Source organism: Sphingobium sp. TB-6 (genome assembly GCF_012927365.1).
Classification (GTDB): Bacteria; Pseudomonadota; Alphaproteobacteria; order Sphingomonadales; family Sphingomonadaceae; genus Sphingobium.
Window position 1 is genome coordinate 15800 of record NZ_JABBGL010000014.1, and the last position, 24552, is coordinate 40351.

The 24552-nt window shown below is 61.3% G+C and carries 19 protein-coding genes; 8 read left to right on the plus strand and 11 right to left on the minus strand.

Annotation, left to right across the window (positions count from 1 at the left end):
* The 7 genes from ccoG to HHL26_RS17395 form a co-directional block, all read right to left on the minus strand.
* Positions 1-1431, minus strand: a complete 1431-nt coding sequence (gene ccoG, locus HHL26_RS17365; protein ID WP_169576255.1) for a cytochrome c oxidase accessory protein CcoG — start codon at positions 1429-1431, stop codon at positions 1-3.
* A gap of 3 nt (positions 1432-1434) precedes the next feature.
* Positions 1435-2340, minus strand: a complete 906-nt coding sequence (gene ccoP, locus HHL26_RS17370) for a cytochrome-c oxidase, cbb3-type subunit III (RefSeq protein ID WP_169576256.1) — start codon at positions 2338-2340, stop codon at positions 1435-1437.
* Positions 2333-2500 (minus strand): cbb3-type cytochrome c oxidase subunit 3, encoded by a 168-nt coding sequence (locus HHL26_RS17375; RefSeq protein ID WP_169576258.1) that lies wholly within the window; start codon positions 2498-2500, stop codon positions 2333-2335. Before HHL26_RS17375 ends, ccoP begins: the two co-directional genes overlap by 8 nt.
* Positions 2497-3243 (minus strand): cytochrome-c oxidase, cbb3-type subunit II, encoded by a 747-nt coding sequence (gene ccoO / locus HHL26_RS17380; RefSeq protein WP_169576260.1) that lies wholly within the window; start codon positions 3241-3243, stop codon positions 2497-2499. Before ccoO ends, HHL26_RS17375 begins: the two co-directional genes overlap by 4 nt.
* Positions 3244-3257: 14 nt before the next feature.
* Complete coding sequence (gene ccoN / locus HHL26_RS17385; protein WP_066562240.1) at positions 3258-4916, minus strand: cytochrome-c oxidase, cbb3-type subunit I; 1659 nt, start codon at positions 4914-4916, stop codon at positions 3258-3260.
* 174 nt (positions 4917-5090) lie between these two features.
* The gene (locus HHL26_RS17390) at positions 5091-5858 is read right to left on the minus strand and encodes a Crp/Fnr family transcriptional regulator (RefSeq protein WP_169576262.1); all 768 of its coding nucleotides are present in this window, start codon (positions 5856-5858) and stop codon (positions 5091-5093) included.
* Between the two features lie 272 nt (positions 5859-6130).
* Positions 6131-6793, minus strand: coding sequence for an OmpW family outer membrane protein (locus tag HHL26_RS17395; protein WP_169576265.1), 663 nt, complete (start codon positions 6791-6793; stop codon positions 6131-6133).
* A 526-nt stretch (positions 6794-7319) separates the two neighbouring features.
* Between HHL26_RS17395 and HHL26_RS17400 the strand changes: the two genes are divergently transcribed.
* The 3 genes from HHL26_RS17400 to HHL26_RS17410 all read left to right on the plus strand — a co-directional run bounded on the left by HHL26_RS17400 (position 7320) and on the right by HHL26_RS17410 (position 10752).
* Positions 7320-7598, plus strand: coding sequence for a helix-turn-helix transcriptional regulator (locus HHL26_RS17400; protein ID WP_140404567.1), 279 nt, complete (start codon positions 7320-7322; stop codon positions 7596-7598).
* A 448-nt stretch (positions 7599-8046) separates the two neighbouring features.
* A complete protein-coding gene (locus HHL26_RS17405) occupies positions 8047-8721 on the plus strand; it encodes a response regulator transcription factor (protein WP_169576266.1) in 675 nt (224 codons plus the stop codon).
* 18 nt (positions 8722-8739) lie between these two features.
* A complete protein-coding gene (locus HHL26_RS17410) occupies positions 8740-10752 on the plus strand; it encodes a glycosyltransferase (RefSeq protein WP_240962490.1) in 2013 nt (670 codons plus the stop codon).
* A gap of 113 nt (positions 10753-10865) precedes the next feature.
* On the opposite strand, the gene HHL26_RS17415 is transcribed toward HHL26_RS17410, so the two are convergent.
* The 3 genes from HHL26_RS17415 to HHL26_RS17425 are packed head-to-tail and all read right to left on the minus strand — an operon-like array spanning position 10866 to position 15265.
* On the minus strand, positions 10866-12293 hold the full coding sequence (locus HHL26_RS17415) for an O-antigen ligase family protein (protein WP_087574474.1): 1428 nt from the start codon (positions 12291-12293) through the stop codon (positions 10866-10868).
* A gap of 5 nt (positions 12294-12298) precedes the next feature.
* Entirely contained in the window at positions 12299-14551 is a 2253-nt protein-coding gene (locus HHL26_RS17420) for a polysaccharide biosynthesis tyrosine autokinase (protein ID WP_169576270.1), read from the minus strand.
* Positions 14552-14566: 15 nt separating this feature from the next.
* Positions 14567-15265, minus strand: a complete 699-nt coding sequence (locus HHL26_RS17425; protein ID WP_066562223.1) for a polysaccharide biosynthesis/export family protein — start codon at positions 15263-15265, stop codon at positions 14567-14569.
* A 395-nt stretch (positions 15266-15660) separates the two neighbouring features.
* Between HHL26_RS17425 and HHL26_RS17430 the strand changes: the two genes are divergently transcribed.
* From HHL26_RS17430 to HHL26_RS17450, 5 genes are all read left to right on the plus strand, one after another.
* Positions 15661-16428 carry a sugar transferase gene (locus tag HHL26_RS17430; RefSeq protein WP_169576271.1) on the plus strand — a complete coding sequence of 256 codons (768 nt, stop codon included), beginning with the start codon at positions 15661-15663 and terminating at the stop codon, positions 16426-16428.
* A gap of 41 nt (positions 16429-16469) precedes the next feature.
* Entirely contained in the window at positions 16470-17882 is a 1413-nt protein-coding gene (locus HHL26_RS17435) for a lipopolysaccharide biosynthesis protein (RefSeq protein ID WP_169576273.1), read from the plus strand.
* A 646-nt stretch (positions 17883-18528) separates the two neighbouring features.
* Positions 18529-20022 (plus strand): calcium-binding protein, encoded by a 1494-nt coding sequence (locus HHL26_RS17440; protein ID WP_145907563.1) that lies wholly within the window; start codon positions 18529-18531, stop codon positions 20020-20022.
* Between the two features lie 166 nt (positions 20023-20188).
* Positions 20189-21919, plus strand: coding sequence for a type I secretion system permease/ATPase (locus tag HHL26_RS17445; RefSeq protein ID WP_346765597.1), 1731 nt, complete (start codon positions 20189-20191; stop codon positions 21917-21919).
* 4 nt (positions 21920-21923) lie between these two features.
* Complete coding sequence (locus HHL26_RS17450; protein WP_169576274.1) at positions 21924-23309, plus strand: HlyD family type I secretion periplasmic adaptor subunit; 1386 nt, start codon at positions 21924-21926, stop codon at positions 23307-23309.
* Between the two features lie 50 nt (positions 23310-23359).
* Here HHL26_RS17450 and HHL26_RS17455 read toward each other — a convergent pair whose 3' ends face one another.
* Positions 23360-24478, minus strand: a complete 1119-nt coding sequence (locus HHL26_RS17455) for an IS630 family transposase (protein WP_240962491.1) — start codon at positions 24476-24478, stop codon at positions 23360-23362.
* Between the last annotated feature and the right edge of the window lie 74 nt (positions 24479-24552).

Consider the following 24552-nt stretch of genomic DNA (forward strand, 5'->3'; position numbering starts at 1 on the left):
TCATGGCCTTTCAAATCGGGCGGGTTCGCTGGCGCGGCCGCCTTCACGATCCATGGCGCGCGCGGTGAAGCGGAAATCCTGCCGCGCCGGGCCGCCGGACGGCAGCGTCAGGAAGAGGCGCAGTTTCGCCACGCTGTCGGCGGGCACGGTCGTGCGTACCGTTGTCGCAGCGGTCTCCCGCGATCCCGCATCGGTCCAAATCCTGCCGCCGGACAGGCCGCTGAGGCCGACCTCCATCTGGCGGGGCCGCGCCTCCATATTGCGCAGTTTGACCGTATAGGCGTTGCGGATCGCGCCGTCGGACAGGCGCACAAAGATCGGGTTGCGGTCCTGCTGCGCGCTGATTTCCAGCCGCTCGCGTGCACCGAGCGCGAACAGCATCGCCGCGCCGATCCCCGCCCACACCGCGAAATAGGCGATGGTGCGCGGCCGCAGCAAGGTCTTCAGCACCGGGCGGGGCGGCGCCCCCTTCTGCTCCGCCTCTGCATCGTCCTGCGTGCAATAGTCGATCAGGCCGCGTGGCCGTCCGACCTGCGCCATCACCTTGTCGCAGGCGTCGATGCACAGCGCGCAGGTGATGCAGCCGATCTGCGGCCCTTCACGAATATCGATGCCGGTCGGGCAGACCGCGACGCACTGGTTGCAGTCGATGCAGTCCCCATAATCCCGCGGATGCGCTTGCGCCTTCTTCAGGCTGCCGCGCTTCTCGCCGCGCCAGTTCTTGTAGGTCACGACCAGCGATTTCTCATCCAGCATCGCGGTCTGGATGCGCGGCCAGGGACACATATAGATGCACACCTGTTCACGCATGAACCCGCCCAGCACGAAGGTCGTCGCGGTCAGCACGAAGGTCGTGGCATAGGCGACCGGCGCTGCGGTCCCGCTCCAGAATTGCTGCTGCAAGGTGGGCGCATCCGCGAAATAGAATATCCATGCGCCACCGGTTATGAAAGCGATCCCCAGCCAGATCGTCCATTTGAACATTCGCCGGGCGATCTTGGCCGGACCCCAGCGAGCCTTGGCGAGCTTCAACTGCGTATTGCGGTCGCCGTCGATGAAGCGTTCGACATGCTGGTAGAGATCGGTCCACACGGTTTGCGGGCAGGCATAGCCGCACCAGGCCCGCCCCACCGCCGAGGTGACGAGGAACAGCCCGATCCCCGCCATAATCAGCAGGCCCGCGACATAATAGAATTCCTGCGGCCAGATCTCGATCGCGAACATGTAGAAGCGGCGATGGGCGAGATCGACCAGCACCGCCTGATCGGGCGCATAAGGCCCCCGGTCCCAGCGCAGCCAGGGCGTGCCCCAATAGATGGCCAGCGTCACCGCCATGATCGCCCATTTCAGGCGCCGGTAGAAGCCGTCCACCGCCTTGGGATAGACGCCCTTGCGCTTTTCATAGAGCGAGGCGGAACCGGACATCAGCATGGCTTAGCGGCCCGCCCCCGCTGCTGTCGGGGCAGTGGCCTCACCCCCGCCCAGGCTGTGCACATAGGCCGCCAGCATGCGGATGGTCGCCTTGTCCAGCTTGTCGTCCCAGCGCGGCATCACGCCATGGCGGCTGTTCCAGACGGTTTCACGGATCGTCCCCGCATCGCCGCCATAGAGCCAGATGGCATCGGTCAGATTGGGCGCGCCCAGGCTCCGGCTGCCCTTGCCCGCCGGGCCATGGCAGACCGCGCAATTGTCGGCAAAGACCTTGTCCCCCCGCCGCGATGCCGCACTTGGCCGGTCCTGCCCGCTGATCGTGCGGACATGCGCCACCACATCGTCGACCTGCGCCGCCGTCAGCAACTGATCCTTGCCGAAGGCGGGCATCAGCGACTGGCGCGTGGCATCATGGTTCGGGTTGCGGATGCCGTCGGTGACGGTCTTCTCGATCGTCGCCAGATCGCCGCCCCACAGCCAGTCGTCGTCATTGAGGTTGGGATAGCCCTTCGACCCTGCCGCGCCCGATCCATGGCACTGGACGCAATGGACGCGGAAGGCCGCCCGGCCACCCTCGACCGCCGCCTGCATCAGTTGCGGCTTGCCCGGCAGGGCGGTGATCGGCGTCTGAGCGATCGCCAGCCGGATCGGTGCGATCTGCCTTTCCCGCGCCGCCAGTTCCTTGTCCAGCGCGCCCCGGCTCGACCAGCCGAGCATGCCGCCGGTCGCCCGGTCGATCATCGGCCAGGCCGGATAGGCGATGGTGTAGCCGAGCGCGAACAGGATCGTCGCGTAGAAGGTCCAGAGCCACCAGCGCGGCAGCGGCGTGTCCAGTTCCTGGATGCCGTCCCATTCATGATGCTTGATCTCCGTCCCGGTGGCGGGGTCGATGCGCTTTTCGTCAGCCATGGTCGGCCTCCGTTTGGTCCTCGAAGATGGCGAGCGCGGCTTCCGCGCTGCGCTGTCGCCCATCGGGCAAGAAGTGCCAGCCGATGAGTGTCACATAGACCAGCCCCATGAACACCAGCCCCCAGCTATCGGCAAAATGCCGCAAGGCGTCGTAGCTCATCTCTCGACCTCTTGCGGTTTCGCGCTGTCCACATCGACCAGCGTGCCCAGCATCTGGAGATAGGCGACCAGCGCATCCATCTCGGTCAGCTTGGCCGGATCGCCGTCGAAATCGCGGGCCTGCGCCTTGGGATAGCGCTTGACGAGGTCGCTGCTGTCCGCATCGGGATCGGCCTGGGCTTTCAGGTCGTCATTGGCCCTGGCGATGTCGTCCTTGCTGTACGGAACGCCGACATCGTTGAGCGCGGTCAGATCCTTGCGCATGTCGGGCAGCTTCAGCTCGCGCTCGGCCAGGAAGGCATAGCCCGGCATGATCGATTCCGGCACCACGGCGCGCGGGTCTTTCAGATGCTGGACATGCCATTCATCCGAATATCTGCCGCCCACGCGGGCCAGATCCGGCCCGGTGCGCTTCGATCCCCATTGGAAGGGATGATCGTACATGCTCTCGGCCGCGAGGCTGTAATGGCCGTAGCGTTCCGTCTCGTCCCGGAAAGGACGGATCATCTGGCTATGACAATTATAGCAGCCCTCGCGGATGTAGATATTTCGTCCCGCCAGTTCCAGCGGCGTATAGGGGCGCACGCCTTCCACCTTCTCGATCGTATTGTCGATCCAGAAAAGCGGCGCGATCTCCACTATGCCACCGATGGCGACGACGATGAGAGACGCGATACCCAGCAGGGAGACATTCCGCTCCAGCCTGCCATGGTCGAAGAATTTGCCCTTGGTCTTGCTTGCCATGTCCGAATACTCCTTCAGGCAGGCTGGGTGACGAGCGGCCGGTCGGCGTCGGCGTCATAGGCGGCGTCGTTCATCGGCTTTTCCTCGCGCAGCGGGCTGCCCGCGATGGTCTTGCCGATGTTCCAGGCCATGATGATCGCGCCGCTCAGGTACATGAGGCCACCCGCCGCCCGGATCAGGTACATGGGGAACATGGCGCTCACGACTTCGGAGAAGGCGTAGACGAGATAGCCGTCGCTACCATATTCCCGCCACATCAGCCCCTGCATGATGCCCGCGACCCACATCGACGCGGCGTAGAGCACGATCCCCAGCGTCGCCAGCCAGAAGTGCCAGTTCACCAGGCGAAGACTGTACAGCCGCTCGCGCTTCCACAGTCGTGGCGTCAGATAATAGAGGCAGGCGAAGGTGATCAGCCCGTTCCACCCCAGCGCACCACTATGCACATGGCCGATGGTCCAGTCGGTATAATGGCTGAGACTGTTGACCGCCTTCACCGACATCATCGGACCTTCGAAGGTGCTCATGCCGTAAAAGGCCAGCGCCATCACCATCATACGGATGATCGGATCGGTGCGGATGCGGTCCCAGGCGCCGTTCAGCGTCATCAACCCGTTGATCATCCCGCCCCAGCTCGGCATCCACAACATGACCGAGAAGACCATACCCAAAGTCTGCGCCCAGTCGGGCAACGCGGTATAGTGGAGATGGTGCGGCCCCGCCCAGATATAGAGGAAGATCAGCGACCAGAAATGGATGATCGACAGGCGATAGCTATAGACCGGCCGCTCCGCCTGCTTGGGCACGAAATAATACATCATGGCCAGGAAGCCCGCGGTCAGGAAGAAACCGACCGCATTATGCCCGTACCACCACTGCGTCAGCGCATCCTGCACGCCCGCGAAGGCGCTGTAGCTCTTGGAACCGAGCAGGCTGACCGGCATGGAAAGATTGTTGACGATATGCAGCATCGCGATCGTCAGGATGAAGCTCAGGTAAAACCAGTTCGCCACATAGATATGCGGCTCGCTGCGGCGCAGGATGGTGCCGCCGAAGACGACCAGATAAGCGACCCAGACGATGGTCAGCCACAGGTCGACATACCATTCCGGCTCGGCATATTCCTTGCCCTCGGTAATGCCCAGCAGATAGCCGGTCGCCGCGAGCACGATGAAAAGCTGATAGCCCCAGAAGACGAACCGCGCGAGGGCCGGAAAGGCCAGCCGCGCCCGGCAGGTCCGCTGCACGACATAAAAGCTGGTGGCGATCAGCGCATTGCCGCCAAAGGCGAAGATCACGGCGGAGGTATGCAACGGCCGCAGCCGCCCGAAGCTGGTATATTCAAGCCCCAGGTTCAGCGCCGGAAAGGCGAGTTGAAGCGCGATGTAAAGCCCCGCGAGAAAGCCCGCCAGACCCCAGAAGACGGTCGCGATCACGCCCCAGCGGATCGGATCGTCGTCATATTTCCCCTGGCTTTCGGGCATCTTCAGCAGCCCGCGCGTGATCGCCTCATAATCGGCATGCCGCATCGTCAGCACCGCCACGGCCAGCGCGGCGGCGCACACGATCCCCATATGCACGGCAAAGCCGAAGTCCGCCGCCGCCAGCGCCGCCAGAAAGGCCAGCGTCGCGAGCGCGAACCAGCCACCCGTCTTCCAAACCAGTTGCTCCATAGGATTTCCCCGTCAAAGGCTTTGCGGCGTCCTTCGCTGCGGAACCGCCCTTCTGCATTGACCTCTGTCAAAGCCGGCGTCGTAGGTATGTAGGGGAATGTCCGTATCGGGTGGTTTGCGGACATCATCTCCGTCATCCCAGCGAATATCTGGTATTGGCCACAAACCGTCCCTTCACTCCCCCTCGGCCATGCCTTCCAGCCGATCGGCATCGACGATGCGCACCCCGCGCCGTCCGGCAAGCGCAATCACACCCAACCGCTTCAAATCGCTGATCTGGCGGGAAACCGTCTCGATGGTCAGCCCCAGCACATCGGCTATCTGCTGCCGCGACAGGGGCAGTTCGATCACCCCCTCCCGGTCCGCCCTCAACCGCCGGTGCATATCGAGCAGCAAGGTCGCCACCTTCTCCCGCGCATTCTTCCGCCCCAGCAGCAGCATCCACGCCCGGGTCCGGTCGAGATCGTCCAGCGTCCGCTGCAACAACCGATGCTCCAGCGCCGGATGTTCGCGCGCGAAGCCGTCGAAAGCGCCCCTCGGATAGAGGCACAGCCGCGCATCGGTCAGCGCCGTGACGCTATGCGGCGTCCGCGCACCGAAGGGGCGGCCAATGAAATCCGAGGCATAGACGACGCCGACGATCTGCTCCCGCCCGTCGCCGGTGGAAGTGGACAGCTTCAGCGTCCCCTCGATCACATTGGCGACCAGCGTGGAGCTGTCGCCTTCCCACATCACGGTCTGTCCGGCCTGCAACGATACCCGCCGCCCGATCCGGTTCAGCGCGACGCGCTGCTGTTCGTCAAGATCGGCGCAGATCGCCTGATCGCGCACCTCGCAGCGGTCGCAATATTGCCCGCTACAGCCCTTGGACGCCGGCGCCGCCGCCATGACGAACGTCGCATCGCTCTGCGCCTTTTGCGCCAGATCAAATCGCATATCCATGCGCCGATCCATGCCGCGACAGCATGATGCGACCTATCCGTAATTGTCCCTATGGGCAGCGCACCCAAGCGGAATCATGGCAGATTTGGTGGAGAGCGTACGTTCTGTTTCGCGCTGATTTCCTTGCAGTACACCGTGCTCCTGCGAAGGCAGGAGCCCAGTTCCTACGGTGCGATGATCCACAAGCGGCGGAACTGGGTTCCTGCCTTCGCAGGAACACGGATCAATCAATGGCAGCTATTGGCCAATTCCGGCCGTCAGCCGACACCTCGTCAGAACTTCATCCCCACACCCACGCCGAAGACGAAGGGATCAAGCTCCAGCTTCACCCTCTGCACTCCCGCAGCGGCGGTAGACAGCCGCGCGGTGGTATCGACGTCGATATATTTGACGTCGAGATTGAGGAACATCCGCTCGTTCAGGTCGATATCGACGCCGACCTGCCCTGCCCAACCGAAGCTGTCGGACATATGCACCTTGGTCGCGCCCACCGCGCCTTCCAGCGCGTTCGACGCCTTTTCATTATAGAATAGCGTATAATTCACTCCCGCCCCGACATAGGGCCGGATCTTCCCTTCGGGCAGGAAATGATATTGCGCCGTCAGCGTCGGCGGCAGCACCCAGGTGGAGGCGAGCCTGCCGATGCTTTCGGTCGTGCCGGTCCGCCCGCTCGCGCTATGCTTGGTGGTCGCGGCGATCAGCTCGAAGCCGATATGGTCGGTCGCCATATAGGTGACGTCCACTTCCGGCATCACGCTGTTGTCGACCTTCACCTTCTCGCCCGGAAAGGCGGGCAGCACGCTCCCGCTCTTCTCATTGGGCGCGACCATGATGCCGCGCAACCGCACCAGCACATCGCCCTGCGCCGCCTGGGCAGGCGCAGCCAGAATAGCGCAACCGGCAGCCGCGCCCAGCAGGATCGTCTTGATGGTCATGTCCTTGAAACTCCATCCCTGTTGTCAGTGCCGCCGTCCTGCCGCACCGCAGCGAGCCCGGCATTGATCCTGCGCAACCGGCAATTTGACCTGTCTCAATGCCGCGGGTCCGCTCCCCATACGATCAGGCACATCATGTGGATCTATCAGTGGTAGGGGTATTTCCAGAATAGGGGCAACTCGCTGAATTCTTGCTCTATGCTCTCGTTTATTGGGCGACGACAGATAGAGGCCGACGATATCGCGGACCTTATCGACGAACAGCGGGTCGCTCGACATCCAGCGCCATGACGCCCCGGTTTTGCCGATATAACGCAGTGCATAGAATAACTCGCGAAGGCTGTGTCTCCGCTGGCCGACGTCCGCCCGTTGCAGCAGCAGGCAGGGCGAGCAAGACTTGCGTCAAGTGTTCATGACAAGTCTTTGAATCTCATCGATTCTCAAGTCCATGACAATCTCTAGCCGAATAGTTCAATCCATCGCCTTTTCTTTATATCTTTTGGCCATAGCTAAAGTGATAAACAAAATGCGCCAATGGCAATTTGCGGAGACTAATGCATACTATGAAGAGTTAGAGGAGATTATCATGTATCGCTTCGCAACGGAGACAGTCCAACTAACTGATCGCGAGACAGAAGTTCTGGGCTTCATCGCCTTGGGTCTCTCGGCCAAGGAAGTGGCCCTGAAATTGTCAATTTCGCCCTGCACGGTTGAACGGCACATCGAGAATGCGCGACTTAAGACTCGGACGCGCAACCGCACGCACATGATAGCCTACACGCTACGTCGCGGGATGCTGCCGTAGGTCCGCACGTTCGTGCCTGTCTGAAGAAGGTGCGCCGGGGGCGCAACAGCGCGCTCCAGAGTGCCGGTGAAGGGACTTGTGCTTGACGGTCACGCATTCGGTTACCGTCGGCTGCCGGCCGATTATCCCGCAATCGCGGTGACAATATTTGTCCGAGTGGGACCATGTCCCCTCTGACAATAACGACTTGCACGACGCCCATTGCTCGCAACATCCCGAACCCGGGTGGAGAAGCGACGTCCATGTGCTGCGCAAGATCGACCTTTGACCGAAGGTCCGATGGCAGTGACGAGTCGCCTATATCTCTTCGCTTATACCTTTCTAGATAGAATGGGTTAGATTGGGGAGTAGATTAACCAGACTACGCCCCTAGTTAAAACTTGCTACTCTAGCCGTCATCTTCTTGTCACAATTGTTAATGGACCAGGGGGCTGCCGGACGGCACACCATGACCGAAACTCGCTCGATCGCTGTCGTTGCTGAACGACATATTTTTTATAATGCCGGTCTGGCAGCGATGCTCCGGCGAGAAGTCGGATTCGCCAAGGTCATTCGCGTTCACGACTATGGCAGCCTTGCTAAAATATTGTCTACCGAATTTTCAGTTGATTTCCTTGCTCTCGACTTCGACTTGCCTGGATCTTCGGGACTGGCGACGATACGCGAACTTCACGAGAAGCAGCCCGCAATGCGCATGGCGGTCTTTTCCGACCGCACGGATCTGCGCGAGGTGCTGTCCATTATTTCCGCCGGCGCACACGGCTTTATCCCCAAGCAGATCGGGAACGGCGCGGAACTGCTCAAAGCGCTGCAAACCGTGGAAGAGGATGGCATCTTTGTTCCAGCCGAACTGCTTGAGCGCCAGCGCCCGCAGGGCGACGAGAACGAGGACGAGGAGACCATCAACCTCGAGGCGCTTTCCGGGCTGACCGATCGGGAGCAGCAGGTGATCAGGCTTCTCTTGGCAGGTCATACCAACAAGGTCATCGCGCGCGAACTCGGGATTTCACCTAGCACCGTCAAGGTGCACGTTCATGCCGCATTCCGCACACTTGGGGTTCACAGCCGGCTCGCCGCCCTGGCAGCGCTGCGCGTGATTCGGCGCACGGGAACCGAAGCCTGATCGACAGGACTCTCCGCCATGCTGTTTCTTCGAACGCACGAAGCGGCCAATTGGAGCAGCATCCAACCCGCTCTCCCGCCCTGCCCAGCAGAGCCATCGCCGGTTCGTCCACTCAATATCGTCCACGTCATTACCCGTCTTGTGCTTGGTGGTGCGGAGGAGAATACGGTCGCAACCTGCCTCCATCAGGCGGAATGCGGCCACCGGGTGACGTTGATCCACGGCCCCGGCGCCAACCCGATCTGGTCCAAGCGCATCGGTGACCGTATCCGGCTTATCAATATGGACAGCCTCATCCACCCCATAAACCCTCTTGCAGACTTCGTGGCAGTACGCGACTTGCGCCAGCTCTACCGACAACTTCAGCCGGACATTGTTCACACGCACGAGAGCAAGGCGGGGATCGTCGGCAGGGTGGCCGCCGCCGCTGCCCGAGTGCCGCTGATTGTGCACACCATCCACATCGCCCCATTTGTCGCGGTGAGCGGTGGGCAGCGCCTGCTCTATGTCGATGCGGAGCGGGCCTGCGCGCGGTTCACCCACCTGCTGATCGCCGTCAGTCGCGGGATGCAGCAGGCTTATCTCGATGCGGGCATCGGCGGGAGTGTGCCAATTCAGGTAATCCACAGCGGAATGCCGCTCGATCGCTTTATTTCCGCAGTCCCTCCTTCCGACTGGCGAAGCCGCATCGGCGGCTGGAATGGAAAGGAACGGCCCCGCTTCATTCTCAAGATAGCCGCGTTTGAGGAACGGAAGCGCCAACTGCCATTGCTTCGCGCAATGGCGGAAGGGCTCCGCGAGCGTAGTGATGCATGTCTGCTTTTTGCCGGCGATGGGCCGGAACGCCTTCGGTGCGAGGAGGAGGCTCATATTCTCGGCATTGCGGACAAGGTCCGTTTCCTCGGCCACGATCCGGCGCCGTGGGAACTGATCGCGCTCACCGACCTGTGCGTGCATTCGGCCGAGCGGGAGGGGCTGCCGCGCACGGCAGTCCAGGCGATCGCCGGGGGCAAGCCGCTGGTGGTAGCGCGGCTGCCGGGGATCGAGGAAATCGTCGCAGACAATATCAACGGGATCATCACCGACGCCGATGACCTCACCATGACTGCGGCACAGATATTCGCCCTGTTGGACTCGCCTGACCGCCTTGCCCGACTGCAGGACGGCGCCCGATCAACGGATGTTTCGTCCTGGCGCGAGGAAAGGATGGGAGAACGGATCGACCGCGCCTATGCCAGTGCGCTGACGGGCAATGTTGCACAGCAGCTGCCGATCACGACGATCGAGTTCCTCGGACTTCCGGGGTCTGGCAAGACGACGGTCGCGCGTAAACTCCTCGGTCTCTTGCGCGAGCAGCGGGCGCCGGTGCGCTTTAGCCGCGATGCGATGGGCGATGAATTGTCCTTCCTGCGCAGGTCGCTGAGACGCCTCGCCCTGCTCGCCCCGGTCTTTTTTAGCAGCCCCCGCGCAATCTTCTTCGCGTCGCGCGGACTTACCCCGCATAAGCGGGGCGGCAAGGATGCCGCCAAGACCCGTTGGAACTTCCTGTCGGTGCTGGCAATGCAGTTGCGAAAAGGCCATAACGGCCTGCTGATTGCCGATCAGGGTTTGGCGCAGGCGATCTGGACCGCGCGCATCCACCACGGGGACGATGCCGCCCCCGCCAAACCGGTGTTCGATCGACTGGACGGCTGGATCGGCGAAACCCTCTTCATCCACGTCGAGGCTCCTACCGCCGTCGCACGGCAACGGCTTGCGCAGCGACGGCGGCACACATCGCGGTTCCAGAGCGCGGAATCCATCGCGGACATCTCTCTCTGGGCGCGGGGCGAAGAGGCCATAGAGCATATTGCCGATGAGATCGAAGGAGAACTCAAGCGCCGACACCTTACGGGCCGGCTGCTTCGCATTCCGAGCGACGGCGGCGATACTCCGCTGGACCGCGCCAAACATATCAGTGACCATCTCTCCCAGCTCGAGCGCGACGGTCGCAATGGGGTGAGATCAGGAAGCATGATTCGACTGGATTGAGTCGCATCACGCTCCCTCAGTCTTTTGTTTTCCGTATTTTGCGAGCCGTCAGCTCTTCCCCCAGACTTCAAAAATGCTCGAGCTCATCCCGACCCAGGCTCCTGGAGCGTTTCTCAGACCGGCTGGGCAGCATCCTGCAGGTTCGAACCGGGGCGTCTTGCGCGGGGCGCCCATCCCGAGGTCGACGGCTGACCAACCGGGCGCTTGACCAAATTCAAGGGCGGTCGCGCGACCGAGTTCAGGGGCGGCGCGGTAAAATAAGCGCCAAGATACATGATCCAGAACAGGAACGCCGTCGTCGGCGAGAAGGAATCGCTGAGCTGGTTCCCAATCAGGTAAAATATTGCGCCCAGATACATGCCAGCCACGATTGTGTCCGACTCCCGATCGACCTGCCCCTTGGGCAAGGTGGCAAGGAGGAAATTGGCGCCGCGGCTGACGGCGCTCAGAACCAGTGCGACCGCTGCCGCCAGGCCAAAAACGCCCATCCCACGGAAATAATCGAGAAACATATTATGTGAATGAGCATAGCGGTATACCCGCGTCCCCGCGCCCTCCCCGAGCAGGGGATGGTCGAGGCCGATCTGGATCGACTCCTTCCATACCATGTCGCGCGTCTGCATGCTGGGAAATTCCCACAGGCCATAGGTCAAAATGCTGTTCACCCGCCTGAAGAAATCCGGACTGGCCCAGCTCAGCACCCACAGGGTCGCGGGCACAGCGAACGCGATCCCGCACAGAATGACAGACAGCTTGAATAGCGTCTTGTCCAGGCTGCCGCTGCGACTCCCATGGTAGAGCCAGGTCAGCGCCGCGGAGACGAACCCGAGTGCCAGTGCGGTCTTGGTGCCGCTCATGAAGATCGCGGTCGCCAGGACCAGGAGCATGATCGTGCACAACAGGCGAGGCATGGCTGTTCGGGCATTCAGCAGCAACGCGATGGACAGCGGCCAGACTGCCATGACCGCGACACCCAACTGGTTTGGCTTCTCGAAAAAGGCGAGGAAGCGATAATCGCGCATGACGATCGAACGGCCCCAGCCGGTCTGCGACAGCCCGATGGCGATGCCGAAGACCAGCACTCCCGAAAACAGCAGCGCGAAAACCATTCGTCGCTGCAAGTGGGACGGCATACGGGAAAACAGGATCAGCGCGCAGATCGCATAGGTCATCGGCAGAATAACCCGAAAGGCGCGTAGCGGCACTGGCGAAACCAACATGGACATGAAGGCCATCATCATGACCACGCAGACGCAAAGCGCTTCCAGCCACAGGCCGCGGCCATACCGGCCGTGCAATGCCCGCCGGAAACTTCCCGGCCAGGCAGGCTGCGTCAAAGCCCAGAACGCGAGAATGAACGGCATTGCAAAGGCAAAAGACAATTCGCCGGTCATCAGCGGCCGGGGAATCCAGAACGGCAGGAGTACCGCCACCGCGACCAGGACGCTAAAGCCGCTCCCTGCCTGTGCTGGCGGGTTTGCAAGAATGGGCGCCGAAATCTGCGGCGATCGCAACGACACGCGCCTTGCACCTGGCGACATTGCCGTCACACCTCCTTCAGCAGCTGGCGAGGCGAATTTTCGCCGGCGATTTGTTCTTCATCCAAGGGATAATCGTAACGATATGCATAGCCATAGGCGCCGGTATCCTTGGCCGGGTCATATTTGCTGATGACCAGTCCGATCTGGTCGGCGCCGGCATCGCCAAGCCGCTTCAGCGCGATCCTCACATCCGCCTTGGACGTCCGGTTGGCCTCGACGACGAATACCGTCGCATCCGCCATCCCGCCAATGCGCGGGGCATCGGCAAGCCCCAGGACCGGCGGGCCATCGAGGACTATCGCGTCATACAGACCGGCCGCTTCATCCAGCAGCGCCGCAAAACGGCTGCTCGCCAGAAGCTCGGCCGGATTGACCGACGACCGGCCGCCGCGCGACAGCACCGAAAACCCGTGATGCTCGCAATATTGCACCGCGTCCATGAGACCTTCACCGCTCCCTTTCGCCAGCAGGTCGGTAAGGCCGAATTGGTTCGCAAGGCCAAGGAGCTTGTGAAGCGACCCGCGACGCATGTCGCCGTCGATGACCAGCACTTTCTTGCCGGTGGCGGCAAGACTCGAAGCAATCTTGACGGCAATGGTCGATTTGCCCTCGTTCGAGCTGCTGCTGGTCAACAACAACACGCTATGCTCGGGAGTTTGGACGATAGGATTGAGCGCGAGGCAGATGGCATGGTGCGCCTCCGTCACGGCGGATAGCGGATCGTCCATCGCTTCAGCGATGCTCTCGTCACCCTTGAGCAACGGTACGACGCCCAGCAGAGGGGTACGGAAGTCGCTCTCCACGTCCGTCGGTCCGTGCACCTTGTCGTCCATCCGGGTACGGACGAAGCCTGCCACGAGCGCCAGCGCGACGCCCGCCAGGCTCGCAAGCGCCATGTTCAGCGCCGGCCGCGGATAGGATGGCGACGAGGGCATCTGCGCCCGGTCGATGATCGAGATGGGATTGGTCGTGTTCGCCACCTGCGTACTCACTTCGCTATAACGCTGTAGCAGGGTGTTGTAGAGATTGCGGTTGGTATCCACCTCGCGCTTCAGGATATTGTAGCGCACGTCCTTGCCCTGCTCGGCGAAGGTCGCGGCCTTGAGCGCACCGACGCTGCCCCTGAGCGCCGCCTCTTGTCCGGCCGCCACGCGAAATTGATTGCCGATGGACGCGCGGACGCCCCCGGCGATGGCCCCGATCTGGCGGTCCATCTCGGCAATCTGGGCCTTGGCCTGCATGATTGCCGGATGATCGTCCTGGCGACGTTGCCGCTCCTGCTGCAACGTCGCTTCCAGCTCGGCCCGTTGACGGGTAAGGTTCTGGATCGCGGGGTTGCTGAGCACTTCTGGAAGGCTCATGGCTGGCGTAGCCATTGCCTGCTCCCAACGCTCCTGCGCCTGCATCCGGTTCGTCTGCGCCTGTGAATAAGCGCTATTGAGGTCCACCAGACTCGCGGTGGTGATGGACCGTCGTTCGCCATCGCTCCCGGCTATTCCCGCGGCATTGCCGGCGTCCACGAGACCCGCGGAGAGGGCGTAACGGACCAGACTGCTCTCCGACTTCTCGAGCCGTCCCTTGGTCTCGCCCAACTGCCGGTGAAGGAAGTTGCGCGAATAGGTGAAGGTGTCGAGCCGCCGTTGCAGGCTGTCGTTGATGAACGTCTCGGCGAAGCTGTTGGCGATACGCGCGGCAAGCGCCGGATCGTGACTGTCATATTGAACGGCGATCAGCCGGGTGTCCCGCGGTGAGGAAAGGTTCAGCTTTTCCTGCAGCGCGCTCGTCACCATTGCGGCGCGGAAATCGCCGGCCGGTTCATTCTCCAGTCCCGCCTCCCGAAGAAATTGCGGGTCGTTGACCAGGTTGAGTTGATGCGCGACGTGCTGCGCGGTGGAGCGGCTTCCCAACAGGTCGACCTGGGTCTGGAGCATCCTGTTGTTCTCCGAGCTCCCAGGGTCGGGCGTGATATTCTCGGTGCCGAGAATGCGCGCGGTCTGCGGTTCGATCTGAATGGTTGCCTGCGCGGTATAGACCGGCTTGGGCAACCAGATGCTTGCCAGGCCAATGACAAAAGCAACCAGCACGATGGCGAGCATCATCACGCGATTGCGGACAAGCATCCACCAAAGGGCCAGAAGGTCGATCCCCCGGGTGGGAACACCGGGATCATATTCGGCATAGGACTGGATAAGCCGGTCATCGTCGACCCTGACCAACTGGTCGTTCTGGGGCGTCAGCGCAAGAGTCTTGCCGTGCATGGTTATCCCCTGTCGCTAGAAAGGCCGGAACCGGAAGATGTTCAGGATCGGAAATCCGGTCGTGATGTCACGCCACGTTCTGCGGCCTTCCGAATAGCCGACGACGATCACGTCATCGGACCTGATTTGGGGATCGGGCGCCTTGCCGCTGCGGATCTGGCGGATGTCGAAAACCGCTCCCTCCCGCTGTCCGTTGACCAGTCGGAACACGACCACGTCGTTGAGCGCCGCATACTCCGTTTCGCCCTTCGCCAGCGAAAGTGCGCCGAGCAAAGTCGTCGGACCTTCGATCGGATAGACGCCGGGCTGGGTGACCTCGCCCTGCACGGCGACCTTCTGCGCCACCGGCTTGGCGACGACGACGGAAACCTGAGGATTTTTGAGGTATTTCTGGCCATAGCGGCCGGCGACTTCCTTCGCCAGTTCGCTGGCGGTCTTGCCGCTCGCCCGAACGTCACCGATCAGCGTCAGGTTGACATTGCCGAACGCGTCGACTGGCGCCGCCTTGGTCGAAAGATCCGGCTCCTGAAGCACGGTGATGTCAAGGGCGTCCAGCGGACCGATTCGGTATTCTGCGGGCGCGACATTGCTGATCGCCGCAGGAACGAGGTTATATGCCGTTCCGCCGCTGGGCAGGCCGGCGCCGACATTATTGCTCGCGCAAGCAGCGACGCCGCTCAGCGCCGAAAGGATCAGCAAGAAACGATGGTTCATGCCGCCACACCTCACAACTTGGACTACGCGCAGCCGCCGCTTGGGCGCACGAACACGCAGGCGATCGGGCTTGAACCGCCCGCCGCAACCAAAGTTGTGCTCGCGCGAGCATATTTAAACAATCTTCGCGAAGGTCTAGACCCCAAGGGCTAGCCCGAAATCAGAATTCAAAAGTCCAGACCAGACGTCCATCCTCATGTTCCGCTGAGCCATTCGGGATTCCTTCGTTCCGTTTGATTTCTGCCGTTCTCGTGCGGCTGATCAAATGTGTCGGATGGCGCCCGACGGTTGTTGGCAGATTTCGACGCCGCGTCAGATCGTGACCGGCGATCGACGTTGCGCGGCCTATCGTCGGTCCGAAATCGACGATGCGCCTTTCTGTCGGAGAGTTAAGCATGGCTACTCGCATCGATGAAATGACGACGAGACCGCTGCAACGGACTCCGGCCAACGCAAATCTCGCTGGCGCATCTGCGCCCCGGCTCACTGGTCTTGTTAGCGATGAGCCGCCTGTCGCGGCTACGCGCATAATCGAACCCATGCCGCGACACGCCTCCGGGTTGGTGCTACAACGCTGCATGGATCTCACGCTTGCGATCTTGTGTCTGCTGGTGCTGTGGCCGGTGATGCTCGCCGCCGCCATCCTGGTGCTACTCAGCGGTCCCGGCCCTATCCTCTACAGTCAGCGCCGTTTCGGCCGCCACGGCGAGATTTTCCGCTGTTTCAAGTTCCGGACGATGCAGACCGATGCTGATCGGCGGCTTCGTGAACTGCTGGAGTCGTCGCCCGCCATCAGCGCGATCTGGAAGAGAGATCGAAAGCTTCGCGATGATCCTCGCATCACTTATTTCGGTCACTTTCTTCGGCGCTATAGTATCGACGAGTTACCGCAACTTTTCAACGTGGTAAGGGGCGAGATGAGCATTGTCGGCCCGCGGCCACTCGCCACGGATGAAGCCCATTTCTACGCAGACGCGTTTAGCACTTATTGCTCTTTGAAGCCCGGCATCACCGGCCCATGGCAGGTCAGTGGCCGCAACCAGATTTCCTTCGAAGGCCGGGCGCAACTCGATTGCGAATATGCGCGCACCAAATCCGTTGGCCAGGATTTTCGGATTATCCTGCGGACCATTCCGGTCGTTCTTCACGGCACCGGGTACTGAACGCCTTGGCCCTCGCTCACGCACCTGCTCCGGAACGGCGATTGCAGTCGGAGAAGCGGCAGATCCGCAAAGGCGTTGCCTGGAACGCGGTCGGGATGATGGTAGGCAAGGGCTCAAGCATTCTTGCCAAGGTGGGTCTCGCCCGGCTCCTGCTGCCGGAACATTTCGGCTTCTTCAACATGGTGCTGGTGTTCTCGGCTATCATTGCGATCATTGCCGATCTTGGCTTTCGCCTCGGCCTGATCCAGCGTCAGCGAGATCACCGCACCAAATTGCTGTACGACAGCGCCTTCTGGCTGCTGTTCCTGTCGTCGTTCGTGATGATCGCGGTCATGTGGCTGATCGGCGTGCCATTTTTGGTCTGGTTCTATGGTGAGCCGCGCCTGGCCCCCATCGCGCTGGCGATGAGCACCGCGATCGTGTTCCAAAACCTGCAGGTGGTGCCAGAAGCGCGGCTGGCGCGCAGCATGCGATTCAAGCAAATCGCCCTGGCCGATATCGCCGGTACGCTGGCCGGATGCGTCGCCGCCATCGCGCTTGCGCTTGCCGGCGCGAATGTGTGGAGTCTGGTGGCGCAGACGCTGGTTGCCGCCGCCTGCACATGCGCCGTCACCTTCGCGCTTTCTGGTTGGTTTCCGCGCATCAGGATGAACCTGGCCATTCTTCGCGACCTCAGTTCCTATAGCAGATTTATCGTCGGTTCCCGCGTGCTGATCTCCTTTCAGCAGAACCTCGATTATCTGCTTATCGGCAAGCTTGTCGGCGCTCATGCGCTCGGCATCTATTCGATCGCATTTCTGCTGACGGAAACCCTCCGGGGCAAGGCCTACTGGCTCGTGAGCAAAGCTGTTTTCCCGTTCTACAGCAGGGCGATCGGACGGGACGCGGATATCCGCGCGGTCTATCTGGGAACGGTTCGCTATATGTCCGTAACGATATTTCCGGCGGCCACGGTGCTGATCCTGTTCGCGAACTACATCGTCCCGACCTTGTTCACCCCCAAATGGAACGCCGCCATCGTCCCCATCCAGATCCTTGCAGCGGCGAGCATGGTCGTCGCCTCCGCAGGCACTCCGGGGGAGGTGTTAAGGGGGATCGGCCGGCCCGACCTCGATTTCCGCATCAACCTTGCCGTTTCCACTCTGGTCGCCTTGCCGGCGCTCTGGATCGGGATCAGTTGGCTGGGTCTGCCCGGTGCGGCGCTGGCTGTCCTCGGCCATTATTGCGTGTCACGCATTGCCTATGGCGTAGCCCTTTGGCGGTTGATCCGCCTTCCCATGCTTGATCTGTTCCGCGCCCTGCAGCGCCCCCTGTTGGGCAGCGGCTTGATGGCCGCCATCGCGTTGCTGGTCGGTTCCTGGCACTCGCTCCTCGTCCTCGTCCTGGCTCTCGCAGCCTATGCAACCGTGGTGTGTCCGTTGGTTCTTCCCCGGCTTAGACCGCATTATTCATAGCGAGGGGCTGTGCGGCAATCGCTTGCTGTCACTGCCATATCCTGAAAACCGGCAAGGACAGATTCCTGTCCAAAAACAGCGTGGCCGAGCAGGCCAGAATTCTCGGCGAATGCCCGGACCGCTCTCAGCGGCAAGCGCGCAGCCTCGATTCGTCCAAGAATCCCTTTATCTTTCAAAGAATAAGCTGGATTCAGGTAAAGACTAATATTGTTACAATCCAAGTACAGTGGGATGAATCCCTCTTAAAGAAGGGTAATTTTCAGACGAACTGTTCCGTACGAGCGCTCGATTACCTTGTCACGCTACCCCGTAACAAATAGTAACAGCCCGTCTTCCACAATGCTCCGGCGGCTCCGTACCGGCGGTGATCCTAGTGCGAACGACACGCGGACGGCGGCTCGGGGACCGCTTGTTTCGCCTCGGGCAGCTTCCCCATATGATGTCGGTCCACATGCGCTTAAGTCGATGTTTCGCACATCAACTTGAGAGCAAGTCACTGATATTACATAGATTGTTATATATTATTTGAAATATTTACGATTAATTCAGGTTAAATAGATAAAATAAACACTCCTAAAGATATCTATAAGAAACATAACGAATAAATCGCAGGAAGTGTTTTGGTCGCACAAAGGAAATATAATATATGACGTACATCACTCTTTCACAGGATTACGGCTATACTCCTTATAGTGTGTCGAATCTTGCCGCAGGTTCGGTAATCGATGCAACCAACGCTTCCTGGATCGTTGACAATAGTCGCAATGATAATCCCGACGCCACCCACCTCTCGACATCGGGTACGGGCGCGCTGAATACCTACCCGTTCAAGGTCACGAATGCTGGCACAGGCTTGGTGATCAAGGGCGGCGAAATATGGGGTCAGGTGCCGCAGCAGTCCGACTGGGAATATACCTATACCAATTCGGCCGCGATCCGCGTCGAGAACGCGCCGAACGTCGTCATCGATGACTGGCGCCTCGACAAGACATGGGACGCGATCCGGATTGCCAACGGTTCCAGCAACTTCCTGATCGATGATACCCACGTCAGCAACGCGCGGGACGATGCCGTCGAGAATGATTATGTGATGGGCGGAACCATTCGCGACACTCTGTTCGACGGCGTCTTTTCGGGCATCAGCCTTGGCGACAGCGACCATTATGATGGTTCGATGAACACGCTTAAGCTCGATGGCGTGTTCATGCGCATGGAGTCCTACCTTTTCCATGGCGAAATGACGCATGTTTCCCCGTTCAAGACGGATACGGGCGCGCCGCAGACGACACCCGACATCCGGATCGTCAATACCGTGATCGCGATCGAGGATCCCAACCACGCGAGTCAGGGCCGGCTCAAGATTGCCTGGGACCATGTCGTCGAATCGCACGGCAATGTCTTCCTGAACCTGTCGGACACGCCATTGCCGTCCACCTATCCCAAGCCGCCGGCCGGCTTCACCATATTGCAGGGTCAGGAGGCTCGTGATTATTGGGCGGCGAGCAAGGCGGCATGGCTCGATAATCATGACGGCACGCCCTATGCTGAAGTGACGCCGCTTCCGCCGCTTCCGGGGGGTGGCACGACCTCATCGGTGCCGGCCCCAACCCCTTCGAGCCCGGCACCGACGACGCCGACCACAACGCCCCCGACCACAACTACCAGTTCGGGCTCCATCCACACGATCACCGGCACCAGCAGCGGCGAAAAGCTGATCGGCACCGCGGGCGTCGACCACATTGACGGGCTTGCCGGAACCGACACGATCTTCGGAAAGGGTGGCGCCGACATGCTAACCGGCGGTCGCGGGCATGACAAGTTCGTCTTCGACACGCACCTCGGCGGCGACGTCGCCACGATAACCGACTTCAATACATCCGAGGACTCCGTCTATCTCGACAATGCCGTCTTCACGAAGCTCGGCTCCGGAACGATGGGCAACCCGGTACGTCTGGCCGACACCTATTTCGAGCATGGTGACGGCGTGGTGGCCAATGACTCGAACGATTACGTCCTGTACGACAGCCACACCGGCATTCTGTCTTATGATGCCGACGGCAATGGTTCGGGCGCTCCCATTCCAGTCGCGCATCTGTCGGCTCATCTGGACCTCACCAAATACGACATTTTCGTTGTCTGACATTGCGACGGCTTGTCTCCGCTGGACTTAGTCCAGCGGTGGCGGTTGACTTCAATTAGGCGTAAGGTGCAGGGCGCTCCCAGTTTCCGGTGCGCCCTGCTTTCCAAGGCGTGTGAGCCTGCGAACTGCTGTGCTCCAGAGTCCTCCCTATAGGAGGGAAACTACTGTGCTGATCCTGCCCCCGGCCCTTCGAAACAGCCTGACCGTCAAGGCGGCCCTGTCCTCCTGCCGCCGTCATTTCACCTATGCGGCCTTGTTCAGCGCTGGAACCAACCTGCTGTTCATCGCACCCATGCTGTACATGCTGCAGGTCTACGACCGGGTCGTGCCCACGAAGGGACGGGTCACCCTACTGTTCCTGACCGTGGTTCTGATTTTTGCTTTGGTGACCCTCTCGGCCCTCGATGCCCTCCGGTCACGGCTGCTGGTCCGGGCCGGTGCATGCCTCAATGAGCATATGGCCAGCCGGATCATGCGGGCCACTTTCCTGCAGGGGGAAACTCGCCCGCGGCTTGCCCGCCAGGCACTGCGCGAGTTCGATCAGTTGCGTAACCTGCTTACCGGTCCAGCCATGCTTGGTGCGCTCGATGCGCCCTGGATTCCGATCTACGTCCTGCTCGCTTTCCTGATCCACTTCTGGATCGGAGTGCTGACCGTCGTTGGCGCGGCGCTGATCACCTTTCTTGCCTGGCGCAACGAAAATGCCACGCGGGAACCCCTGCAACAGGCGAACATTGCCTCTGCCCGGGCATATGCCAATTATGATACGGCCGTGTCCTCATCCGACATTGTCCGCGCGCTCGGATTGCGTGAAGCCTTGATTCATGGCCAGAGCACCGACCGGGAACGTGCGCTGTCGCTGCAGACCGAGGCGGGCATCGCTTCAGCGCGGCTTGGCGCGGAATCCAAGTTCGTCCGCCTGCTGTTACAGTCGCTGGCTCTGGGCGTGGCCGCGCTGCTGGCGATCACCGCCTCTATCAGCCCCGGCTCGATCTTTGCGTCCATGTTCATCGTCGGCCGCGCCCTTTCGCCGATCGACCAATTGGTCAACGGTTGGCGTTCAATCATCCAGGCGCGGGGTGCGATCACCCTGCTCGACGAACTCCTCGCCGGCACTCCGCCAGAGATGGTCCGCACCCAGCTGCCCGAACCGCAGGGCCGCCTTGAGGCTCACAATCTGGGTGTCGCTGCGCCCGACAAAAAAATAATCCTCGCCAACATCAATTTCCGCATCGACCCCGGTGAAGTGATCGCCATTGTCGGTCCCAGTGGCGCGGGCAAGTCGACCCTCGTCCGCACGCTTGCCGGAGCGGTACGCCCGACGGTCGGCGAGGTCCGGTTCGACGGTGCCGAGCAATGGAGCTGGGACCCGGAGCAGCTGGCGGCGCACATTGGCTTCATGCCCCAGGAAACCGTGCTCCTGGCCGGAACGATCAAGGACAACATCTCCCGCTTCCGGGCCTGGAATGGAGAGAGTGCCGATCGCATCGACAAAGACGCGATCGCCGCGGCCAAACTGGCCGGTGCGCACGAGATGATCCTGTCGCTGGCCGACGGATACGACCACCCGCTCCAGCTTGGCGGCCGTGGCCTGTCGGCCGGCCAGGCGCAGCGCATCGCCCTTGCCCGAGCCCTGTTCCGTTCACCGCGCTACATCATTCTGGACGAGCCGAACGCCAGCCTGGATGCCGAAGGCGACACGCAACTCATACGCACTCTGGAGCAGCTCAAGGCTGCGGGAAAGACGATCCTGGTGGCCGCGCATCGCCTGAGCGTGCTGCCTGTGGTCGACCGGATCATGGTGATCCGCGAGGGCCAGCTTGCCTGGTTCGGTCCGCGCGACCAGGTATTGCACAAGGTCGCACCGCAAGCGGCGCGGGCCGCGTCCAATGGGTGATTCCATGACTATATTGCAGCGAATCACGCCCTCATGGCTGCCTGCCGGAAGGGCGGCCTTGGCATTGCCTGGATCGGAACCGAGACGTGCCGCGGACCCGGACTTTGACATCCGGATGGGGATGGGCCTCCTCATCCTGTTCTTCGTGCTGTTTCTGGGCTGGACGGCTGTCGCGCCGCTCGACGCCGCAGCCATAGCGACAGGTCGGCTGGTCGTCTCTGGAGAGCGTCAGTCGGTGCAACACCCGACGGGCGGGGTCGTCGCCAGCATCCATGTCCGAGAAGGCGCCAAGGTGCGCCGTGGCGATATTTTGATCAGTCTTTCCGCGGCAGAAGCGCGCGGTCAGGAGCGCGCGCTCGCCGGCCAGGCCATCTCCCTGCTCGCGCAACGGGCCAGGCTGCAGGCCGAAGAGGCGGGCTCTCCGACCATCATTCCGCCGCCCGAGTTCGCCCGACTTAAGGGTCAGGACCGGATCGACGCGGATCGCGCCCTGAGCATCCAGGAGACGCAGATCCGTACCCGCTCGGCGGTGCTTTCCACCCAGCAGCGCGTGCTTGGCGAACAGGCAAGCCAGGCGACCAGCCAGGGCCGTGGCTACAGCCAGCGCGCCGGAACCATTCAGGAACAGATCGGCCTCTTGAGCGAAGAGCTTGCGGGCCTTCGCGGACTCGCGGAAAAGGGCTTCGTGCCGAAGACCCGGATTCGGGCTCTCGAACGGGCCAGAGCCGACCTCCAGGGGCAGCTTGCCCAGGATCGGGCGACGGCGGACGCAAGCCGTAGCCAGGTCGGGCAAAGCAGGCTCGAGATCCTGCAAGCGAAGATTTCCTATCAGGAACGGGTCGCCTCGGAAATTCGCGACGTCAATAACTCCCTGGCTGACGTTCTACCGAAATGGGAGGCGGCACGAGACCAGCTCAACCGCGCAGACATCCGGGCGCCAGCGACAGGAACGGTGGTGGGATTGACCGTGTTCACCCCCGGCGGCGTGATTGGGGCCGGCGAGAAGCTCATGGACATCATTCCCGATCGCATGCCACTGACCATCGAAGCGCGGGTGTCACCCAACGACGCCGACGACCTGGAGGCCGGACAACGAGCCTTCGTTCGCTTCTACACGCTTCATGAGCGGTCGCTTCCAGCGCTGGAGGGCAGCGTCACACGCGTGTCCGCAGATGCATTCACGGAGCAGCGGACAGGCGAATCCTACTACACAGCTTCGGTGCAGGTACCCCTCTCCGAACTCCATAAGATCGAGGAACTTCGCGGACCCGGCGCTCTCAAGGCCGGAATACCGGTCAGCATCGAGATCCCGCTGCGCAAGCGCACCGCGCTGCAATATGCATTCGAACCTCTCATGGGTGCGATCGAACGCTCGTTCAAGGAGCATTGATGGGAAGACAGCTTGGGTGGATGCGCCTGCTGTGCCGGTTCGGAAATTGCCTAACCAGCTTTTGGCCGAGCATCGAGAGTCCGGCGATAGCGGCGTCCGGTGGATGCGAGGATGTTATTGGCGGATTTGGTCCAACGCAACGGCTTGGGATTGGCGTTATGATTATCGATAAAGATTTCGATGACCTCGATCAAGGCTTTCACCGAGCCATCGGCGCCGCGTTTGATCCGCTTTTCCGACAATAAGGTGAAGAAGCGCTCGACTTGGTCGAGCCATGACGATGATGTCGGCGTGAAGTGCATATGCCAATGCGGCCGTTTGACAAACCAGTCTCCAAACATCTTGGTCTTGTGACTTTCGGCAATATTCATAACGACATGGACGTCGAGCTCGGCGGGAACATTATGTTCTAGCTCTTCGAGGAAGGCCCGAAATTCGCTCGATCGGTGGCAAGGGTCGCAGCGATCGATCGCTTCGCCGGGACGGACCATTGCCTGGGCGCTTACCGATGCTTGGAAGCCGGCGAACAGCGTCGTCATACCATGACGTTCATAGTCATGGGCGCGCCGTTCGATTTGTCCCGGTCGCATCGGCACCAGCGCTTGGGTACGGCCGAGGGCTTGGTGTTGGCTCCTTTCATCGACACAGATCGCCAACGCCTTGTCAGGCGGGTCGAGAAAGAGGCCAACGATGTCGCGCACCTTCTCGATGAATTGGGGGTCGCTGGACAATCTGGACGTTTCGGCGCAATTTTGCTGCAGCGAAAAGGCCCGCCCAATGCGATATACAGAGGAAGTGGAAACGCCCGCGGCCTTGGCTATGTCGCGAATGTTCCAGTGCGTGGCGTTGACCGGCTTTTCTTCGAGCGTCTTCGCGATGATGGCCTTGATCCGATCATCGTCAATGCGGCGCGGCGCGCCACAACGCGGCTCGTCCGAAAGGCCATCCATGCGTTGTTCGGCAAAGCGCGCGCGCCATGCCCGAACCGTCTTGCGCGTGACGCCAACGGCGGCGGCAATCTTGCAATTGTTCGCGCCATCGGCAGCCCTCAACACGATCTCCGCGCGTTGCGCATCGCGGCGAGACGTGCTTCGACGCCGCACTCGCTGTTCGAGCGCTTTTCTTTCGTCGATCGATAATTCGATCAAGACCAGTTTCGTCGTCGACATCACCAAACTCCCAATAGCCTCCCAGCCCATAGGAATCGCATATGGCGACAGGTGAATAGAAATTTATGAGACAG

Excerpts from the sequence above, each read along its gene's own strand:
- ccoG (WP_169576255.1), bottom strand. The coding sequence starts at position 1,431 with ATGCTGATGTCCGGTTCCGCCTCGCTCTATGAAAAGCGCAAGGGCGTC.
- ccoP (WP_169576256.1), bottom strand. The coding sequence starts at position 2,340 with ATGGCTGACGAAAAGCGCATCGACCCCGCCACCGGGACGGAGATCAAG.
- HHL26_RS17375 (WP_169576258.1), bottom strand. The coding sequence starts at position 2,500 with ATGAGCTACGACGCCTTGCGGCATTTTGCCGATAGCTGGGGGCTGGTG.
- ccoO (WP_169576260.1), bottom strand. The coding sequence starts at position 3,243 with ATGGCAAGCAAGACCAAGGGCAAATTCTTCGACCATGGCAGGCTGGAG.
- ccoN (WP_066562240.1), bottom strand. The coding sequence starts at position 4,916 with ATGGAGCAACTGGTTTGGAAGACGGGTGGCTGGTTCGCGCTCGCGACG.
- HHL26_RS17390 (WP_169576262.1), bottom strand. The coding sequence starts at position 5,858 with ATGGATATGCGATTTGATCTGGCGCAAAAGGCGCAGAGCGATGCGACG.
- HHL26_RS17395 (WP_169576265.1), bottom strand. The coding sequence starts at position 6,793 with ATGACCATCAAGACGATCCTGCTGGGCGCGGCTGCCGGTTGCGCTATT.
- HHL26_RS17400 (WP_140404567.1), top strand. The coding sequence starts at position 7,320 with ATGCGCCAATGGCAATTTGCGGAGACTAATGCATACTATGAAGAGTTA.
- HHL26_RS17405 (WP_169576266.1), top strand. The coding sequence starts at position 8,047 with ATGACCGAAACTCGCTCGATCGCTGTCGTTGCTGAACGACATATTTTT.
- HHL26_RS17410 (WP_240962490.1), top strand. The coding sequence starts at position 8,740 with ATGCTGTTTCTTCGAACGCACGAAGCGGCCAATTGGAGCAGCATCCAA.
- HHL26_RS17415 (WP_087574474.1), bottom strand. The coding sequence starts at position 12,293 with ATGTCGCCAGGTGCAAGGCGCGTGTCGTTGCGATCGCCGCAGATTTCG.
- HHL26_RS17420 (WP_169576270.1), bottom strand. The coding sequence starts at position 14,551 with ATGCACGGCAAGACTCTTGCGCTGACGCCCCAGAACGACCAGTTGGTC.
- HHL26_RS17425 (WP_066562223.1), bottom strand. The coding sequence starts at position 15,265 with ATGAACCATCGTTTCTTGCTGATCCTTTCGGCGCTGAGCGGCGTCGCT.
- HHL26_RS17430 (WP_169576271.1), top strand. The coding sequence starts at position 15,661 with ATGGCTACTCGCATCGATGAAATGACGACGAGACCGCTGCAACGGACT.
- HHL26_RS17440 (WP_145907563.1), top strand. The coding sequence starts at position 18,529 with ATGACGTACATCACTCTTTCACAGGATTACGGCTATACTCCTTATAGT.
- HHL26_RS17450 (WP_169576274.1), top strand. The coding sequence starts at position 21,924 with ATGACTATATTGCAGCGAATCACGCCCTCATGGCTGCCTGCCGGAAGG.
- HHL26_RS17455 (WP_240962491.1), bottom strand. The coding sequence starts at position 24,478 with ATGTCGACGACGAAACTGGTCTTGATCGAATTATCGATCGACGAAAGA.